Below are 17,500 nucleotides of genomic sequence, written 5' to 3'. Positions count from 1 at the left end.
TTGGAGGTAGAGCACTGATTGGACTAGGGGTCCTCATCGGATTACCGAATTCAGTCAAACTCCGAATGCCAATGACTTATCCTTAGGAGTCAGACTGCGAGTGATAAGATCCGTAGTCAAAAGGGAAACAGCCCAGACCGCCAGCTAAGGTCCCAAAGTGTGTATTAAGTGGAAAAGGATGTGGAGTTGCTTAGACAACTAGGATGTTGGCTTAGAAGCAGCCACCATTTAAAGAGTGCGTAATAGCTCACTAGTCGAGTGACTCTGCGCCGAAAATGTACCGGGGCTAAATACACCACCGAAGCTGCGGATTGATACCAATGGTATCAGTGGTAGGGGAGCGTTCTAAGGACAGTGAAGTCAGACCGTAAGGACTGGTGGAGTGCTTAGAAGTGAGAATGCCGGTATGAGTAGCGAAAGACGGGTGAGAATCCCGTCCACCGAATGCCTAAGGTTTCCTGAGGAAGGCTCGTCCGCTCAGGGTTAGTCAGGACCTAAGCCGAGGCCGACAGGCGTAGGCGATGGACAACAGGTTGATATTCCTGTACCACCTCTTTATCGTTTGAGCAATGGAGGGACGCAGAAGGATAGAAGAAGCGTGCGATTGGTTGTGCACGTCCAAGCAGTTAGGCTGATAAGTAGGCAAATCCGCTTATCGTGAAGGCTGAGCTGTGATGGGGAAGCTCCTTATGGAGCGAAGTCTTTGATTCCCCGCTGCCAAGAAAAGCTTCTAGCGAGATAAAAGGTGCCTGTACCGCAAACCGACACAGGTAGGCGAGGAGAGAATCCTAAGGTGTGCGAGAGAACTCTGGTTAAGGAACTCGGCAAAATGACCCCGTAACTTCGGGAGAAGGGGTGCTTTCTTAACGGAAAGCCGCAGTGAATAGGCCCAAGCGACTGTTTAGCAAAAACACAGCTCTCTGCGAAGCCGTAAGGCGAAGTATAGGGGGTGACACCTGCCCGGTGCTGGAAGGTTAAGGAGAGGGGTTAGCGTAAGCGAAGCTCTGAACTGAAGCCCCAGTAAACGGCGGCCGTAACTATAACGGTCCTAAGGTAGCGAAATTCCTTGTCGGGTAAGTTCCGACCCGCACGAAAGGTGTAACGATTTGGGCACTGTCTCAACCAGAGACTCGGTGAAATTATAGTACCTGTGAAGATGCAGGTTACCCGCGACAGGACGGAAAGACCCCGTGGAGCTTTACTGTAGCCTGATATTGAATTTTGGTACAGTTTGTACAGGATAGGCGGGAGCCATTGAAACCGGAGCGCTAGCTTCGGTGGAGGCGCTGGTGGGATACCGCCCTGACTGTATTGAAATTCTAACCTACGGGTCTTATCGACCCGGGAGACAGTGTCAGGTGGGCAGTTTGACTGGGGCGGTCGCCTCCTAAAGTGTAACGGAGGCGCCCAAAGGTTCCCTCAGAATGGTTGGAAATCATTCGTAGAGTGCAAAGGCATAAGGGAGCTTGACTGCGAGACCTACAAGTCGAGCAGGGACGAAAGTCGGGCTTAGTGATCCGGTGGTTCCGCATGGAAGGGCCATCGCTCAACGGATAAAAGCTACCCCGGGGATAACAGGCTTATCTCCCCCAAGAGTCCACATCGACGGGGAGGTTTGGCACCTCGATGTCGGCTCATCGCATCCTGGGGCTGTAGTCGGTCCCAAGGGTTGGGCTGTTCGCCCATTAAAGCGGTACGCGAGCTGGGTTCAGAACGTCGTGAGACAGTTCGGTCCCTATCCGTCGTGGGCGTAGGAAATTTGAGAGGAGCTGTCCTTAGTACGAGAGGACCGGGATGGACGCACCGCTGGTGTACCAGTTGTTCTGCCAAGGGCATAGCTGGATAGCTATGTGCGGAAGGGATAAGTGCTGAAAGCATCTAAGCATGAAGCCCCCCTCAAGATGAGATTTCCCATAGCGTAAGCTAGTAAGATCCCTGAAAGATGATCAGGTTGATAGGTTCGAGGTGGAAGCATGGTGACATGTGGAGCTGACGAATACTAATAGATCGAGGACTTAACCATATAATATGTAGCAAATGTTATCTAGTTTTGAAGGAATATGCCTTCAATAGTTTGGTGATGATGGCAGAGAGGTCACACCCGTTCCCATACCGAACACGGAAGTTAAGCTCTCTAGCGCCGATGGTAGTTGGGACCTTGTCCCTGTGAGAGTAGGACGTCGCCAAGCAACTAAAAACACAAGTCATTTGACTTGTGTTTTTTTATTTCCCATGAAATAGATTTGGTTCCATTAATAAAAAATTTGAAATATAGTAAGGGATTTTTTGAGCAGAAATACTTAGAAATTGATAAATAAATGGATAATCTTCAGAACCATAACTGCCAAGTAAGTCATACCACCAATCTGTTTCATACCTAGAAATCATGCTTAAATTATAGAGCAATAAATAATGAATGAGGAGTTCAGGTAATATTGGCTTAGGATTTCTAGGATCAGTCGTAAGTGGCAAATAATAAGTATTAGTAAGATGTTCATAGTATAAAGGAGTACTGTACATAGGATTCCATGATTGAACGGGCGCCGTAAAAAGTAAATTCGATTCATTAGTCTTCTCAGGTACGTGCTGTATTGATAAATGCTTACAAGATGTTTCAATGTAACGAGAAAATCTCTCTTTGGTCATATGTAATCGATCTAGTAGGTTGACTGAAAAGGAGAGCTCATTTTTAATTGTTGAATCGATTTTATATAAAGTTGATCCTTTTTGACTATAACGAAATAAATTTTGTAATTCTGGAATATTTCCCATTAATTCTAACATGTTAAATTTTTCTGCTTCTAAGTGTTTCATGTGAAACAGTTGTTCTGCAACATGAGTAAATAATCCGTTTTTTTGTACCTTCACCTCATCTTCTAAAAATTGATACCCTTGTTTTTTTCGTTTGCGAGTTGTAACGCCATGAGCTAAAACAGTAGTGGATTCAGGATAGTTAGGGTCAATAGTTAGTAGGCATGCTTTAAAAAGTTGACTAATTCCATAAAATAACAACATTGGTTGAATGGAAAATGGAGCTGTCTTATATAATTCATAATAATTTTTCCCGTGTTCTAAGTAATAAATAAAGGGATAACAATTTTCAAAACTTTTTTTTTCGGCATCCTGAATAGAGGATTTTTCGTAACAACGGGCAAGATAACGTTGTACGTTTTGAGATGAAAAAAAGAAACTTAACTGCTGCCAAGTACAAGATGTTTGATGCATATATTACGCTCCTTTTATTGTCTAAAAATTCTAACATATATATACGTCCTTGACAGTATTTTAACCAATTGATAAGCTACTAATAATAATTTCTGGTATCATAGGGGGAACAATTATGTGGGAATCTAAATTTGTTAAAGAAGGTTTGACTTTTGATGATGTATTACTTGTACCAGCTAGGTCAGATATATTACCAAGAGAAGTAAGTGTTAAAACAGTTTTATCTGAAAGCTTACAGCTAAATATCCCGTTAATTAGTGCAGGAATGGATACAGTAACAGAAGCTGACATGGCTATTGCAATGGCTCGCCAGGGTGGTTTAGGAATTATTCATAAGAATATGTCTATTGAGCAACAAGCAGAGCAAGTTGATAAAGTAAAGCGCTCTGAAAGCGGCGTTATTTCAGATCCTTTCTTCTTAACTCCAGAACATCAAGTATATGATGCAGAACATCTTATGGGAAAATATCGTATCTCAGGTGTACCGGTTGTAAATAATTTAGATGAGCGAAAATTAGTTGGTATTATTACAAACCGTGATATGCGCTTCATCCAAGACTACTCAATCAAAATTTCTGACGTAATGACAAAAGAACAATTAATTACAGCTCCAGTTGGTACTACACTGGAAGAAGCTGAAAAGATCCTACAAAAGTATAAAATTGAAAAACTCCCTCTTGTTGATAATAACGGTGTATTACAAGGGCTTATTACAATAAAAGATATTGAAAAAGTAATTGAATTCCCAAACTCTGCTAAAGATAAGCAAGGACGCTTATTAGTTGGAGCAGCAGTTGGTGTAACAGCGGATGCTATGCTTCGCATCGATGCATTAGTAAAAGCTAGTGTAGATGCAATTGTACTTGATACAGCACATGGGCATTCTAAAGGTGTTATTGATAAGGTAAAAGAAGTTCGTGCTAAATATCCATCACTAAATATTATCGCTGGAAATGTTGCTACTGCTGAAGCAACGAAAGCACTAATTGAAGCTGGTGCAAACGTAGTTAAAGTTGGTATTGGACCAGGTTCTATTTGTACAACACGCGTTGTAGCCGGTGTTGGTGTACCACAATTAACTGCGGTTTATGATTGTGCAACAGAAGCTCGTAAACACGGCATTCCAGTTATTGCTGATGGCGGTATTAAGTACTCTGGTGATATGGTGAAAGCTTTAGCGGCAGGAGCACATGTTGTTATGCTAGGTAGCATGTTTGCAGGTGTTGCAGAAAGCCCTGGAGAAACTGAAATTTACCAAGGTCGTCAATTTAAAGTGTATCGTGGTATGGGTTCTGTCGGTGCGATGGAAAAAGGAAGTAAAGATCGTTACTTCCAAGAAGGCAATAAAAAACTTGTCCCAGAAGGTATTGAAGGACGAGTACCATATAAAGGACCTTTAGCAGATACAGTTCACCAATTAGTTGGTGGCTTACGTGCAGGTATGGGATATTGCGGAGCACAGGATTTAGAATTCTTACGCGAAAATGCACAATTCATTCGTATGTCAGGTGCTGGCTTACGTGAAAGTCATCCTCATCACGTACAAATTACAAAAGAGGCTCCAAACTACTCATTATAATGTCTTATATACAAATAGACAGAGATTTGATATCTCTGTCTATTTTTTTTTGATTATGTTAGAATAACGGTTATGTGAGTACATAGATATTGGGGGTAGCAAAAGTGAAAGGTATGTTTTGCAAAAGATTCATTGCTTTGGTAACAGTGCTTACACTAGCTTGTAGCATTTTTATGCCATATAGCAATGCATCAGCTGAAACAGGAGCCGCTTTAAACATTGAAGCAGGTGCGGCAATTTTAGTAGAAGCGAATTCTGGGAAAATTTTATATCAAAAGAATGCAGATGAATTATTATCCATTGCTAGTATGACAAAGATGATGAGTGAATATTTAGTTCACGAAGCAGTGGATAAAGGAAAACTTAAGTGGGACCAGAAAATTAAGGTTTCTGAATATGCATATAAGGTTTCACAAGATGCTTCATTATCAAATGTTGCATTAGAAAATGGTGGCTCTTATACAGTAAAAGAGTTATACGAGGCAATGGCAATCTTTTCTGCAAATGGTGCAACAATTGCATTAGCAGAAGCAATTGCAGGTAAAGAAGTAGACTTCGTAAAAATGATGAATGATAAATCGAAAGAACTAGGGTTGAAAAATTATAAATTTGTCAATTCTACAGGTTTAACGAATAAAGATTTAAAGGGAATGCATCCTGAAGGAACAACAGCGGATGAAGAAAATAAAATGTCTGCAAAGGATGTTGCAACTTTAGCACAACATTTAATTAAAGATTATCCAAAAGTGTTAGATACAGCAAAAATCCCTAAAAAAGAATTCCGTCCAGAAAAAGAGAAGTTTGCAATGTCGAACTGGAACTGGATGTTAAAGGGCTTAGTTAAAGAATATGATGGCGTAGACGGCCTAAAAACAGGCTCAACTCCAGAGGCAGGAGATTGCTTCACTGGTACGGTTGAAAGAAACGGAATGCGTTTTATTTCTGTAGTTATTAAAACAAGTTCTCATACAGCACGTTTTGATGAAACAAAGAAGCTATATGATTATGGATTTGCTAACTTTGAAGTAAAACAAATGTATAAAAAAGGTTCTTCAGTAAAAGGACAAGAAACAGTACGAGTAGAAAATGCGAAAGATAAAGATGTAGCAGTTCAAACGAAACAAGCTATTTCACTTCCAGTGCCAAAAGGAAGTAAAGATGTTTATAAAACGGAATTAAAAGAATCAAGCAAGGGACAAGAAGCACCTATTAAAAAGGGAGCTGCGCTTGGTCAAATGGTAATTACGCCAAAAGATACAAACGACCCTGGATTTTTAACTGGTAAGTCACTGCAAGTGGATCTTGTAACAACATCTGAAGTAGAAGAAGCAAACTGGTTTACTCGTGCTATGCGCGGAATTGGTTCATTCTTTAGTGGCATGTGGAATAGTGCTGTTGATACAGTAAAAGGTTGGTTTTAAAAGCTCCTCATGATAGGAGCTTTTTTTTATTCCTATTTTTCATACCGACTTTATGAAAAAGTAGTAGACAAGCATCTGATAGTTAGTGGTAGAATGTAAGAGTATTCTTAATTTTCGCCTTTAACGGGGGAAAGCAATTCACCTAGGGGGGTTTTTGTACATGACAAATGTAACAGGGACAGAACGTGTAAAACGTGGAATGGCAGAAATGCAAAAAGGCGGCGTTATTATGGACGTAGTTAACGCTGAACAAGCAAAAATTGCAGAAGAGGCAGGCGCAGTTGCCGTTATGGCATTAGAGCGTGTACCAGCAGATATTCGTGCAGCAGGTGGCGTTTCTCGTATGGCAGACCCAACAATTGTTGAAGAAGTTATGGGTGCGGTGTCAATTCCGGTTATGGCAAAATGCCGTATCGGTCACCTTGTAGAAGCACGTGTATTAGAATCATTAGGGGTAGACTATATCGATGAGAGTGAAGTATTAACTCCTGCTGATGAAGTATACCATTTAAATAAACGTGATTACACAGTTCCATTTGTATGTGGTTGCCGTGATATCGGAGAAGCTGCACGTCGTATTGCAGAAGGTGCATCTATGCTTCGTACAAAAGGTGAACCAGGAACAGGAAACATTGTAGAGGCAGTGCGTCATATGCGCCAAGTCAATGCAGAAATCCGTCAAGTTGCGAGTCTACGTGAAGATGAGTTAATGACATATGCAAAAAATACTGGCGCTCCTTACGAAGTATTACTTGAAATTAAACGTCTTGGTCGCTTACCAGTTGTAAACTTTGCGGCAGGTGGTGTAGCAACACCAGCAGATGCAGCATTAATGATGCAACTTGGTGCTGATGGGGTATTTGTTGGATCTGGTATCTTCAAATCAGAAAACCCAGAGAAATTTGCACGTGCAATCGTTGAAGCAACGACTCATTATGAAGATTACGAACTAATTGCAAGCCTTTCTAAAGGATTAGGTAATGCAATGAAGGGTGTCGAAATTTCAACGTTATTACCAGAACAACGCATGCAAGAGCGTGGATGGTAATTAAAGGAGAACTTTAAAATGGTGAAAATCGGTGTACTAGGTCTTCAAGGTGCAGTTCGTGAGCATGTAAAATCAGTTGAAGCAAGTGGTGCAGAAGCTGTTGTTGTAAAGCGTATAGAGCAACTTGAAGAGATTGATGGTCTTATTTTACCAGGCGGTGAAAGTACAACAATGCGCCGTCTTATTGATAAGTATGCTTTCATGGAACCACTTCGTACATTTGCAAAGTCTGGTAAACCAATGTTTGGTACATGTGCAGGGATGATTCTTCTTGCGAAAACACTTATTGGCTATGAAAAAGCACATATTGGTGCTATGGATATTACAGTTGAGCGCAATGCGTTCGGACGCCAAAAGGATAGTTTTGAAGCTGCGCTTTCAATTGAAGGCGTGGGTGAAGACTTCATTGGTGTATTTATCCGTGCGCCGTATGTTGTAGAAGTAGCTGATAATGTTGAAGTGCTTTCTAAGCATGGTGACCGAATGGTAGCGGTAAGACAAGATCAGTTTTTAGCTGCTTCATTCCATCCGGAATTAACAGATGATCATCGTGTGACAGCATACTTTGTTGAAATGGTAAAAGAAGCGAAAATGAAAAAAGTTGTATAAGTAACTTGCAACTTGTATAAGATTATAGTAAATTGATGGTAACAATTTTATAAAATAAGCGTGTTGATAGGAAATAGTAACAAATGTCGTTTCTTATAGAGAGTCGATGGTTGGTGGAAATCGATAGAAACAGTTTGTGAATCCATCCTGGAATGGAATGTGGAATATCTTTTGGATTAGTAAGCATTCCCGGTGAAGAGCCGTTATTTCTACTTGAGAGGAAAGCGGTAATGCTTTCAACTAGGGTGGCAACGCGGGTTAACTCCCGTCCCTTTATATAGGGACGGGAGTTTTTTGTGTTTTATAAAATAAAAGGAGGAGTATATAATGCTTGATATTAAATTTTTACGTACAAACTTTGAAGAAGTAAAAGCGAAATTACAGCATAGAGGCGAAGATTTAACTGATTTCGGCCGTTTTGAAGAACTTGATACGAGAAGAAGAGAACTACTTGTTCAGACAGAAGAATTAAAAAGTAAACGTAACGAAGTATCTCAACAAATTTCTGTATTAAAGCGCGAAAAGAAAGATGCAGAGGCTCTAATTTTAGAAATGCGTGAGGTTGGAGAAAAAGTAAAGGATCTTGATAACGAACTTCGTACAGTTGAAGAAGACTTAGAAAGATTAATGTTATCTATTCCAAATATCCCTCATGAATCTGCTCCAGTTGGTGAAACAGAGGATGATAATGTAGTAGCACGTACTTGGGGAGAAGTGAAAGAATTTACTTTTGAGCCAAAACCACATTGGGATCTTGCTACTGATTTAGGAATTTTAGATTTTGAACGCGCTGGGAAAGTAACAGGAAGCCGCTTCGTATTTTACAAAGGTGCTGGTGCAAGATTAGAGCGTGCTTTAATTAGCTTTATGCTTGATCTTCATACTGATGAGCATGGATATGAAGAAGTATTACCTCCATATATGGTAAACCGTGCAAGTATGACGGGAACAGGACAACTTCCAAAGTTTGAAGAAGATGCATTCCGTATTGAAAGTGAAGATTACTTCTTAATTCCAACAGCTGAAGTACCTGTAACGAATATGCATCGTGATGAGATTTTAAATAAAGAGCAATTGCCTATAAGATATGCTGCATTTAGCTCTTGCTTCCGTTCTGAAGCAGGTTCAGCTGGTCGTGATACACGTGGTTTAATTCGCCAGCATCAGTTCAATAAAGTAGAGCTTGTGAAGTTCGTAAAACCAGAAGATTCTTATGAAGAATTAGAAAAATTAACAAATGATGCAGAACGCGTGTTACAATTATTAGAGTTGCCATATCGCGTTATGAGCATGTGCACAGGCGATTTAGGATTTACAGCAGCGAAGAAATACGATATTGAAGTATGGATTCCAAGCTATGGCACATATCGTGAAATTTCTTCTTGTAGTAATTTTGAAGCTTTCCAAGCGAGACGTGCAAATATCCGTTTCCGCCGTGAGCCAAATGGAAAACCAGAACATGTTCATACATTAAATGGATCTGGTCTTGCGATCGGACGTACGGTTGCAGCTATTTTAGAGAACTACCAACAAGAAGATGGTACAATTATAATTCCAGAAGTTCTTCGCCCTTATATGGGAGGAAAAACAGTTATTAAGTAAATTTAAACATTCATCGGTATGAGTGATTGGTAATTATGAGCGTTGTCAGTACTGTAATGTAGGAAGGGAAAAGTAAAATTTTCCTTTCCTCATAATTTATTTTAGTAGGGTTGACTAACTGTTTTTCTTTTGATATTATATTTGATGTCAATATGGAGGTATACCCAAGTCTGGCTGAAGGGATCGGTCTTGAAAACCGACAGGCGGCGAGAGTCGCGCGGGGGTTCGAATCCCTCTACCTCCTCCAGATATAATTGACAACAGCGCATATAAGTGGAGATTGGAGAACTCGTTACCAACACGTAACGAGTTTTTATTTTAAAACCAATCATAAAGTATGGTGTAAGGTAATTTTGTCCTTATTACACACTCATATTCCGATGATTATCTTCATAGATATGAAAGGAGTCAACATGGATCTTATTATACAAACGTTTCCTTTAGATGGAAAAACTTTATATTATGTACAATGTCCTGTCTGTAAGAACAATAGAATTTTAAACAGTGGTGCAAACGTATCACGCATTATTAGTGATGATACATTCCGTAAACTTTGTGGTTGTACTTGTGATGTAAAACAAGCTACGAGTAAAGTAGAGGCGCCAAAACAAGTTAAAAAAGCAGCTGTAAAGAAAGCGGCGGCTCCAAAACGTACAGGTAAAGTATTAACGGCAGTAATTAACGGGAAAGAAATGACTGTTAAAGAGATTGCTGAAGCATACGATATTAGTACAAGTACTGTTCGTCAGCGCATTAACGCAGGAAAACCTGAGAGTGAAATTATTGCTCCAACAAAGAAGAAGTAATTTAATAGGAAAACCCGTGCATATGCACGGGTTTTTTATTTTACAAGTTTACGTGTTTGTTTTAAAAAATGGCCAATTTTTTTAATGATTGGTTCGATTGAATCACCATCTTTTAAAATATCGTACTCATTAATATTTAAGCGTAATACAGGGCATGAATTAAAGTTGTTAATCCAGTTTTCATAACGTCCATGCATTTCTTTCCAGTACTCAATTGGTGTTTGCTGTTCCATTGGGCGCCCGCGTTCTTGAATACGATCGACAATATCATCGAAAGAACCTTCTAAGTAAATTAATAAGTCTGGATGAGGGAAGTAAGGAGTCATGACCATAGCGTCAAATAAACCTTTGTATGTTTCATAATCAGTTTCCGTCATTGTTCCTTTTTCATGATGCATCTTTGCGAAAATTCCAGTGTCTTCGTAAATGGAACGATCTTGAACAAAACCGCCACCATATTCAAAAATTCTTTTTTGTTCCTTAAATCGTTCTGCTAAAAAGTACACTTGTAGGTGGAAGCTCCAACGAGTGAAGTCCGCATAGAACTTGTCCAAATATGGATTGGAATCTACTTTTTCAAATGATGTGCGATAACCTAAAGCATTAGCTAATGCAGTTGTCATAGTTGATTTACCCACACCTACCGTTCCGGCGATAGTGATTACTGCGTCATTGGGTATATCATATTTTTGCCTTAAATTCATTATTATTTCGACTCCTTTAAGAGAGTATTTTGAAGGGCAGATAGGATGACGTTTAAATCATCAGGATTTTTTACAAAATCCATATCGTCTCCATTAAATTTCAATACTGGTATTTCCGGATGATCTTTTTTAAAAGCATCCATTGCTGTTTCATAATCTTTTGTGAGCTGTAGTAAGTAATTTGGATCCATGTTTTTTTCAAATTCTCTTCCGCGCATGGCGATTCGTTTTTGCAATGTTTCTAGGCTAGCTGTTAAATAAACAATGACATTTGGCACAGGCATATCTTGTGTAAGGATACGATAAATTTGCATGTATTTGTCATATTGGGAGTCTTTTAATGTGCGGGATGCAAAAATTAAATTTTTAAAGATATGGTAATCCGCTACTACTGGTTTCCTTTGATTCAAATACTTTATGTTAATGTCTTCTAATTGTTTGTATCTATTACAAAGAAAGAACATCTCTGTTTGAAAACTCCATTCGTCGATGTCTTCATAGAACTTTCCTAAAAAGGGATTTTCATCAACAATCTCTTTTAGTAAGTGGAGTTGCATGTGAGTTGAAATTTCCTTCGCAAGTGAAGTTTTTCCAACACCAATTGGTCCTTCAACCGTGATAAATGGTACTCCGGTCACGCTGTTTCCTCCTTTCAATCAGTGATTTACCGTGACTACTAAAAACACAAAACAGAATTATTGTAGCACAAGAGGGAAGCGAGCGGGTTAATTTGATATAAAAAGTTAGAAAATAGATATATGTATTAATTAAATTTTATTTTGGTTGATGATGTTATAGTTGCTTTCAATGTAGTTTCCATTATTTTTAAAGCATGTATATTATCTTGGTCGTTGTTAGAGGCGATACAATCCTCTGGTACATACAATGTATAATTTCTCATATGAGCATCATTAGCTGTAAATAGGATACATATATTTCCGGCAACCCCTGTTAATATTAGATTTTCTATTTTTAAATAACCTAGTAATGAATTTAAAGGTGTTTCATAAAAAGCGGAATAATGTGGTTTAATAAAAATGTAATCATCAGAACTTGGAGCAATCTTATGGATTATGTTTTCGCTATATTCATTTGTACAATGAGTAATAAGTTGGTCGATATCAGATCTCCACAGTTGATAATGGTCATTAACGTAAATTATAGGACAGCCGAAGGATTTCATTTTTTTCTTTAATTGTAAAATAGGGTTTGTTATAATTTCACATTTTTTAGCTAGAATGGGTCCGTGGGAAAATTGAAAGTCATTAATCATATCGATAATGAGCAAGGCGGTATTTTTCATATGTAATCCCCTCTCTTTTTTCTTTTAGGGTGGATTGAATTTGTAAAAGTTATCCCCTGTGTAGTAAATGGAAATAAGTGTACTTTATTTGTAATGAAAGGACTATGTTATGGAACAAGATCAAGATATTTATTTTATGCAATTAGCGATAGAAGAAGCTAAAAAGGCAGAGGAAATACAGGAAGTACCAATTGGAGCAGTTATAGTGTTAGATGGTGAGGTAATTAGTGTTGCCCATAATTTAAGGGAAACTGAGCAGAGATCAATAGCTCATGCTGAGTTGCTAGCGATAGATGAGGCGTGTAAAAAATTAGGGACATGGCGTTTAGAAGATGCAACACTGTATGTAACATTAGAACCTTGTCCAATGTGTGCAGGTGGAATTGTTTTATCACGAGTGAAGCGAGTTGTATATGGTGCAAGTGATCCGAAGGGCGGATGTGCAGGGACATTGATGAATCTTTTAACGGATGAACGCTTCAATCATCAATGTGAAGTAGTATCTGGTGTATTAGAGGAAGAATGCGGTACGTTGTTAACAAGCTTTTTTAGAGAGCTTCGTAAAAAAAGAAAAGCAATAAAAAAATTAGAGAAGAATACTGGGAACTAACGTATTTGCATTTTATAAAGAAACAAGTTATACTGATAATGCCTTTAATGAAGGCAACCGAATATTGGTTTTAACTTTGCCGTGCTAAGCGGGGAGGTAGCGGTGCCCTATACTCGCAATCCGCTCTAGCGAGGCCGAATCCCCTCTCGAGGTTATGTTGCTGTAAGGTCTGCCTTAAGTAAGTGGTGTTGACGTTTGGGTCCTGCGCAACGGGACCCCGTGAACCTTGTCAGGTCCGGAAGGAAGCAGCAATAAGCGGGTCTTCTCGTGTGCCGCAGGAGTGCCTGAACCGAGCTAACTGCTTGAGTAACGCTTATGGTACGTAATCGACGGAGGGTGCACGGCAGTTATATATGTATACAAAACTCACCTTAATACAAAGGTGAGTTTTTTGTATAGAAAATAACTTTTGGAATCTATAAACAGAATGGGTTATAATAAATGAGATAATAACCTTTGAGGGAGGCCGTATTTTCGTGTCATACCAAGCGTTATACCGAACATGGAGACCGCAAAAGTTCGAAGATGTAGTCGGTCAAAAGCACGTGACAAAAACGTTGCAAAATGCCCTTCTTCAAGAGAAAGTTTCACATGCTTATTTATTTTCTGGCCCGAGGGGAACAGGAAAAACGACAATTGCAAAAGTATTTGCAAAAGCAATTAACTGTGAACATGCTCCGGTAGCTGAACCTTGTAATGAATGTCCTTCTTGTTTAGGAATTACACAAGGATCCATTTCAGATGTATTAGAAATTGATGCGGCTTCAAATAACGGTGTAGATGAAATTCGAGATATTAGAGATAAAGTAAAATATGCTCCAAGTGCTGTAGAATATAAAGTATACATTATTGATGAAGTTCACATGCTTTCTATGGGTGCATTCAATGCGCTTTTAAAAACCTTAGAAGAGCCGCCAGGACATGTTATCTTTATTTTGGCGACAACAGAACCTCATAAGATCCCGCCTACAATTATTTCACGTTGTCAGCGTTTTGAATTCCGAAAAATATCAGTGAATGATATTGTTGAGAGATTATCAACGGTCGTGACAAATGAAGGTACGCAAGTGGAAGATGAGGCATTACAAATTGTTGCGCGTGCTGCTGAAGGTGGTATGCGTGACGCACTTAGTCTTATTGATCAGGCTATATCTTATAGTGATGAGACCGTTACGACAGAAGATGTATTGGCCGTAACAGGATCTGTTTCTCAGCAATACTTAGGCAATTTAGTAGAATGCATACGTGAAAATGATGTATCAAGAGCATTGCAAATCATAGATGAAATGATGAGTAAAGGGAAGGATCCAGTTCGTTTTATGGAGGATTTCATTTACTATTATCGTGATATGCTTTTATATCAAACTTCACCGCAACTAGAACATATGTTGGAACGAGTAATTGTAGATGATCAATTCCGTAAGTTGAGTGAAGAAATGCAACCGGAAGTGATCTATGAGATTATTCATACCCTTAGTAAGGGACAACAGGAAATGAAGTGGACAAATCATCCGCGTATTTTCTTAGAAGTTGTTATGGTGCAATTGTGTCAACAGTTTATGATGCAAGCAAATGGTACAGATCGTTTGCAAGCAATTATGAACAGGATGCAGCAACTGGAGAAAGAGTTAGAGCAAGTTAAAAAGAACGGTGTGCCAGCTGGTGTACAACAGGAAGTAAGAGAGACACGTGCAACACCAAAGCCGGTAAGAACAGGAAGTATGAAGATTCCTGTCGGACGTGTAAATGAAGTATTAAAACAAGCGAAGCGTCAAGATTTAGAACAATTAAAAGCTGTATGGGGTGAGTTGTTAGGAAGACTCAAATCATATAACAAAGTAGCGTTTGCTGTTTTACTAGAAAATAGCGAACCAGTGGCAGCTTCAGATGACACTTACGTTTTAGCATTTCAATATGAGATTCACTGTAAGATGGCGAGCGAAAATCGAGAAGCTATGGATACAGTAGAACAAGCTTTATTTGAATTGCTAAGTAAAAGGTTAAATATGATTGCCATTCCAAAAAGTGAATGGGGTAAAATCCGTGAAGACTTTTTACAACGTGAAGGTGGAGAGTCTGAAGAAAGCCCAGAGAAAAAGGAAGATCCTCTTATAGAAGAGGCAGTGAAATTAGTAGGGCAAGAACTCATTGAAATAAAAGAGTAATAATAATTAGGAGGAATTAATTATGATGCGTGGCGGAATGGGAAATATGAATAACATGATGAAACAAATGCAAAAGATGCAAAAGGACATGGCGAAAGCACAAGAAGAGCTTGGTGAAAAAACAGTTGAAGGTACAGCTGGCGGCGGAATGATTACAGTTATCGCAAATGGTCACAAGCAAATTCTTGAAGTGAAGATTAAAGAAGAAGTTGTAGATCCAGAAGATATCGAAATGCTACAAGACTTAGTATTAGCTGCAACAAATGATGCACTTAAAAAGGCTGATGAGCTTTCAAACTCTACAATGGGTAAATTTACAAAAGGCTTAAACTTACCAGGTGGAATGTTCTAGGAGGATATTGATACATGCATTATCCAGAACCAATATCAAAACTAATCGATAGTTTTATGAAGTTGCCAGGTATCGGACCGAAAACAGCGGTTCGATTGGCATTTTTCGTATTAGATATGAAAGAAGATGATGTGTTAGGTTTCGCGAAAGCACTTGTAAATGCGAAGCGAGATTTAGCGTACTGTTCTGTATGCGGACATATTACTGATCGTGATCCTTGTTATATTTGTAATGATTCACATCGAGATCAATCAGTTGTTTGTGTCGTACAAGAACCGAAAGATGTAATCGCGATGGAAAAAATGAAAGAGTATCAAGGTGTATATCATGTGTTACGTGGTGCGATTTCTCCTATGGAGGGAATTGGACCGGAAGACATTAATATCCCGCAACTCTTAAAGCGACTACATGATGAAACGGTACAAGAAGTGATATTAGCAACAAACCCTAATATTGAAGGGGAAGCTACAGCGATGTATATCTCCCGCCTCTTAAAACCTACAGGCATTAAAGTAACTCGTATTGCACATGGTCTGCCAGTTGGTGGAGATTTAGAATATGCAGATGAAGTGACATTATCCAAAGCGTTAGAAGGTCGCAGAGAAGTATAAGAGGAGAAACGAAAATGTTCTTTCAAAAAAAGGGTAAATTGCGTAAAGAGTATGACGATAAGTTAATTGTACTTTTGGAAAAAGTGAAGAATGAGTGGTTACGTCAGAAGAGAATGGTCGAACAAAGTGTAGAACCGTCTCAAGATGTCATTTGTTCTTTGAAAATAGCAGAGGCGAAATATTTCTTTTTGTTGAAAGAAGCAAAGCGTCGTCCTGTAAAAATGGAACAATGGTAAAAGGTTCTGCTTTCTAAGCAGGCCTTTTTATTTTATTTGTTAAATGCTGAGGTATCGTTTTATTTAGTTTATATAAAAGAGATGCTGCATATGATAACTGTTCTTTTTTATTGTCTTGTCCCATACAAATAGATGTATAGGTCATTCATAAGGAGGAAAAAATGAATTCTACAATTATTATTGTTGGCATTCTTACTTTAGTATTTATTTTTCTTGTTTTTGGTGTTGCCTCTAAGCCATTACGTTTTATAGGTAAGGTGATTTTTCATGTTACTTTAGGAATAGCATTGCTTTTTATCGTAAATGTTGTAGGGACATATTTTGATTTTCATATCCCGATTAACATGGGGACAGCAGCAATAACGAGTTTGTTAGGCTTACCGGGTGTGGCAGCATTAGTGATTATTAAGCTTTATATCATGCCAAGATAAAATTATTTTGGCATTTTTTTAAAAAGTGTTGACTATTAAATGATTAATATGGTAAATTAATAAGCGTCGTCAGCAACGAAAGAAAAAAACTGTTGACAGATTTAACGAGAAGTGTTAAATTATAAAAGTCGCTGAAACGCGATATTGAACTTTGAAAACTAAACGAAACAAACAACGTGAAACGTCAATTTTTATTTTAGATGCTAGACAAACTAACTTTATTGGAGAGTTTGATCCTGGCTCAGGATGAACGCTGGCGGCGTGCCTAATACATGCAAGTCGAGCGAATGGATTAAGAGCTTGCTCTTATGAAGTTAGCGGCGGACGGGTGAGTAACACGTGGGTAACCTGCCCATAAGACTGGGATAACTCCGGGAAACCGGGGCTAATACCGGATAACATTTTGAACCGCATGGTTCGAAATTGAAAGGCGGCTTCGGCTGTCACTTATGGATGGACCCGCGTCGCATTAGCTAGTTGGTGAGGTAACGGCTCACCAAGGCAACGATGCGTAGCCGACCTGAGAGGGTGATCGGCCACACTGGGACTGAGACACGGCCCAGACTCCTACGGGAGGCAGCAGTAGGGAATCTTCCGCAATGGACGAAAGTCTGACGGAGCAACGCCGCGTGAGTGATGAAGGCTTTCGGGTCGTAAAACTCTGTTGTTAGGGAAGAACAAGTGCTAGTTGAATAAGCTGGCACCTTGACGGTACCTAACCAGAAAGCCACGGCTAACTACGTGCCAGCAGCCGCGGTAATACGTAGGTGGCAAGCGTTATCCGGAATTATTGGGCGT

General features: G+C 39.2%; 16 protein-coding genes, 1 tRNA gene, 3 rRNA genes, 1 other RNA gene and 1 other annotated feature (2 of these 22 only partly in view). Of the genes, 17 read left to right on the top strand and 4 right to left on the bottom strand.

Annotated elements, in window-relative coordinates; all coding sequences use genetic code 11:
* Window positions 1-2,023, top strand: a 23S ribosomal RNA gene (locus tag QCI79_RS13400) (it extends 899 nt beyond the left edge of the window).
* A 50-nt stretch (window positions 2,024-2,073) separates the two neighbouring features.
* Window positions 2,074-2,189, top strand: a 5S ribosomal RNA gene (rrf, locus tag QCI79_RS13395).
* 34 nt (window positions 2,190-2,223) lie between these two features.
* On the opposite strand, the gene QCI79_RS13390 is transcribed toward rrf, so the two are convergent.
* Entirely contained in the window at window positions 2,224-3,225 is a 1,002-nt protein-coding gene (locus tag QCI79_RS13390) for a YaaC family protein (RefSeq protein WP_000554289.1), read from the bottom strand.
* Between the two features lie 115 nt (window positions 3,226-3,340).
* On the opposite strand from QCI79_RS13390, the gene guaB reads away from it, so the two are divergent.
* From guaB to QCI79_RS13355, 7 genes are all read left to right on the top strand, one after another.
* Window positions 3,341-4,804, top strand: a complete 1,464-nt coding sequence (guaB, locus tag QCI79_RS13385; RefSeq protein WP_000264088.1) for an IMP dehydrogenase — start codon at window positions 3,341-3,343, stop codon at window positions 4,802-4,804.
* A 113-nt stretch (window positions 4,805-4,917) separates the two neighbouring features.
* The gene (dacA, locus tag QCI79_RS13380; RefSeq protein WP_125653127.1) at window positions 4,918-6,225 is read left to right on the top strand and encodes a D-alanyl-D-alanine carboxypeptidase DacA; all 1,308 of its coding nucleotides are present in this window, start codon (window positions 4,918-4,920) and stop codon (window positions 6,223-6,225) included.
* Between the two features lie 160 nt (window positions 6,226-6,385).
* Window positions 6,386-7,273 (top strand): pyridoxal 5'-phosphate synthase lyase subunit PdxS, encoded by an 888-nt coding sequence (gene pdxS, locus QCI79_RS13375; protein WP_000186165.1) that lies wholly within the window; start codon window positions 6,386-6,388, stop codon window positions 7,271-7,273.
* A gap of 18 nt (window positions 7,274-7,291) precedes the next feature.
* Window positions 7,292-7,882, top strand: a complete 591-nt coding sequence (gene pdxT / locus QCI79_RS13370) for a pyridoxal 5'-phosphate synthase glutaminase subunit PdxT (protein WP_000238794.1) — start codon at window positions 7,292-7,294, stop codon at window positions 7,880-7,882.
* Window positions 7,883-7,936: 54 nt separating this feature from the next.
* Window positions 7,937-8,158: a binding site (T-box leader), on the top strand.
* A 51-nt stretch (window positions 8,159-8,209) separates the two neighbouring features.
* Window positions 8,210-9,484, top strand: a complete 1,275-nt coding sequence (gene serS, locus QCI79_RS13365; RefSeq protein WP_000884186.1) for a serine--tRNA ligase — start codon at window positions 8,210-8,212, stop codon at window positions 9,482-9,484.
* 154 nt (window positions 9,485-9,638) lie between these two features.
* Window positions 9,639-9,731, top strand: a tRNA-Ser gene (locus QCI79_RS13360).
* A 166-nt stretch (window positions 9,732-9,897) separates the two neighbouring features.
* Window positions 9,898-10,290: a sigma factor-like helix-turn-helix DNA-binding protein gene (locus QCI79_RS13355; protein WP_000364196.1), complete on the top strand. Its 393-nt coding sequence runs from the start codon at window positions 9,898-9,900 to the stop codon at window positions 10,288-10,290.
* A 35-nt stretch (window positions 10,291-10,325) separates the two neighbouring features.
* Here QCI79_RS13355 and QCI79_RS13350 read toward each other — a convergent pair whose 3' ends face one another.
* From QCI79_RS13350 to QCI79_RS13340, 3 genes are all read right to left on the bottom strand, one after another.
* The gene (locus QCI79_RS13350; protein ID WP_001053585.1) at window positions 10,326-10,994 is read right to left on the bottom strand and encodes a deoxynucleoside kinase; all 669 of its coding nucleotides are present in this window, start codon (window positions 10,992-10,994) and stop codon (window positions 10,326-10,328) included.
* A gap of 2 nt (window positions 10,995-10,996) precedes the next feature.
* Window positions 10,997-11,632 carry a deoxynucleoside kinase gene (locus QCI79_RS13345; RefSeq protein ID WP_000148218.1) on the bottom strand — a complete coding sequence of 212 codons (636 nt, stop codon included), beginning with the start codon at window positions 11,630-11,632 and terminating at the stop codon, window positions 10,997-10,999.
* Window positions 11,633-11,757: 125 nt separating this feature from the next.
* Entirely contained in the window at window positions 11,758-12,297 is a 540-nt protein-coding gene (locus QCI79_RS13340; RefSeq protein ID WP_000798712.1) for a cysteine hydrolase family protein, read from the bottom strand.
* A gap of 109 nt (window positions 12,298-12,406) precedes the next feature.
* On the opposite strand from QCI79_RS13340, the gene tadA reads away from it, so the two are divergent.
* From tadA to QCI79_RS13300, 8 genes are all read left to right on the top strand, one after another.
* Window positions 12,407-12,907, top strand: coding sequence for a tRNA adenosine(34) deaminase TadA (gene tadA, locus QCI79_RS13335; RefSeq protein WP_000434332.1), 501 nt, complete (start codon window positions 12,407-12,409; stop codon window positions 12,905-12,907).
* 79 nt (window positions 12,908-12,986) lie between these two features.
* Window positions 12,987-13,251: signal recognition particle sRNA large type (ffs, locus tag QCI79_RS13330), an RNA gene on the top strand.
* Between the two features lie 132 nt (window positions 13,252-13,383).
* Window positions 13,384-15,072 carry a DNA polymerase III subunit gamma/tau gene (dnaX, locus tag QCI79_RS13325; RefSeq protein ID WP_000121575.1) on the top strand — a complete coding sequence of 563 codons (1,689 nt, stop codon included), beginning with the start codon at window positions 13,384-13,386 and terminating at the stop codon, window positions 15,070-15,072.
* Between the two features lie 25 nt (window positions 15,073-15,097).
* On the top strand, window positions 15,098-15,424 hold the full coding sequence (locus tag QCI79_RS13320; RefSeq protein ID WP_014894853.1) for a YbaB/EbfC family nucleoid-associated protein: 327 nt from the start codon (window positions 15,098-15,100) through the stop codon (window positions 15,422-15,424).
* Between the two features lie 14 nt (window positions 15,425-15,438).
* Window positions 15,439-16,035: a recombination protein RecR gene (recR, locus tag QCI79_RS13315; protein ID WP_000559169.1), complete on the top strand. Its 597-nt coding sequence runs from the start codon at window positions 15,439-15,441 to the stop codon at window positions 16,033-16,035.
* A gap of 14 nt (window positions 16,036-16,049) precedes the next feature.
* Window positions 16,050-16,271, top strand: a complete 222-nt coding sequence (locus QCI79_RS13310) for a YaaL family protein (protein WP_000466019.1) — start codon at window positions 16,050-16,052, stop codon at window positions 16,269-16,271.
* A gap of 161 nt (window positions 16,272-16,432) precedes the next feature.
* Entirely contained in the window at window positions 16,433-16,702 is a 270-nt protein-coding gene (locus QCI79_RS13305; RefSeq protein ID WP_001089273.1) for a pro-sigmaK processing inhibitor BofA family protein, read from the top strand.
* 218 nt (window positions 16,703-16,920) lie between these two features.
* A 16S ribosomal RNA gene (locus QCI79_RS13300) occupies window positions 16,921-17,500 on the top strand; it runs 972 nt beyond the window's last position.

The sequence above is a fragment of the Bacillus cereus group sp. MG1 genome (genome assembly GCF_040460035.1).
Lineage (GTDB): Bacteria > Bacillota > Bacilli > Bacillales > Bacillaceae_G > Bacillus_A > Bacillus_A cereus.
Note: the sequence above shows the minus strand (reverse complement) of the source record. Positions and strands in the feature narration are given on the sequence as shown.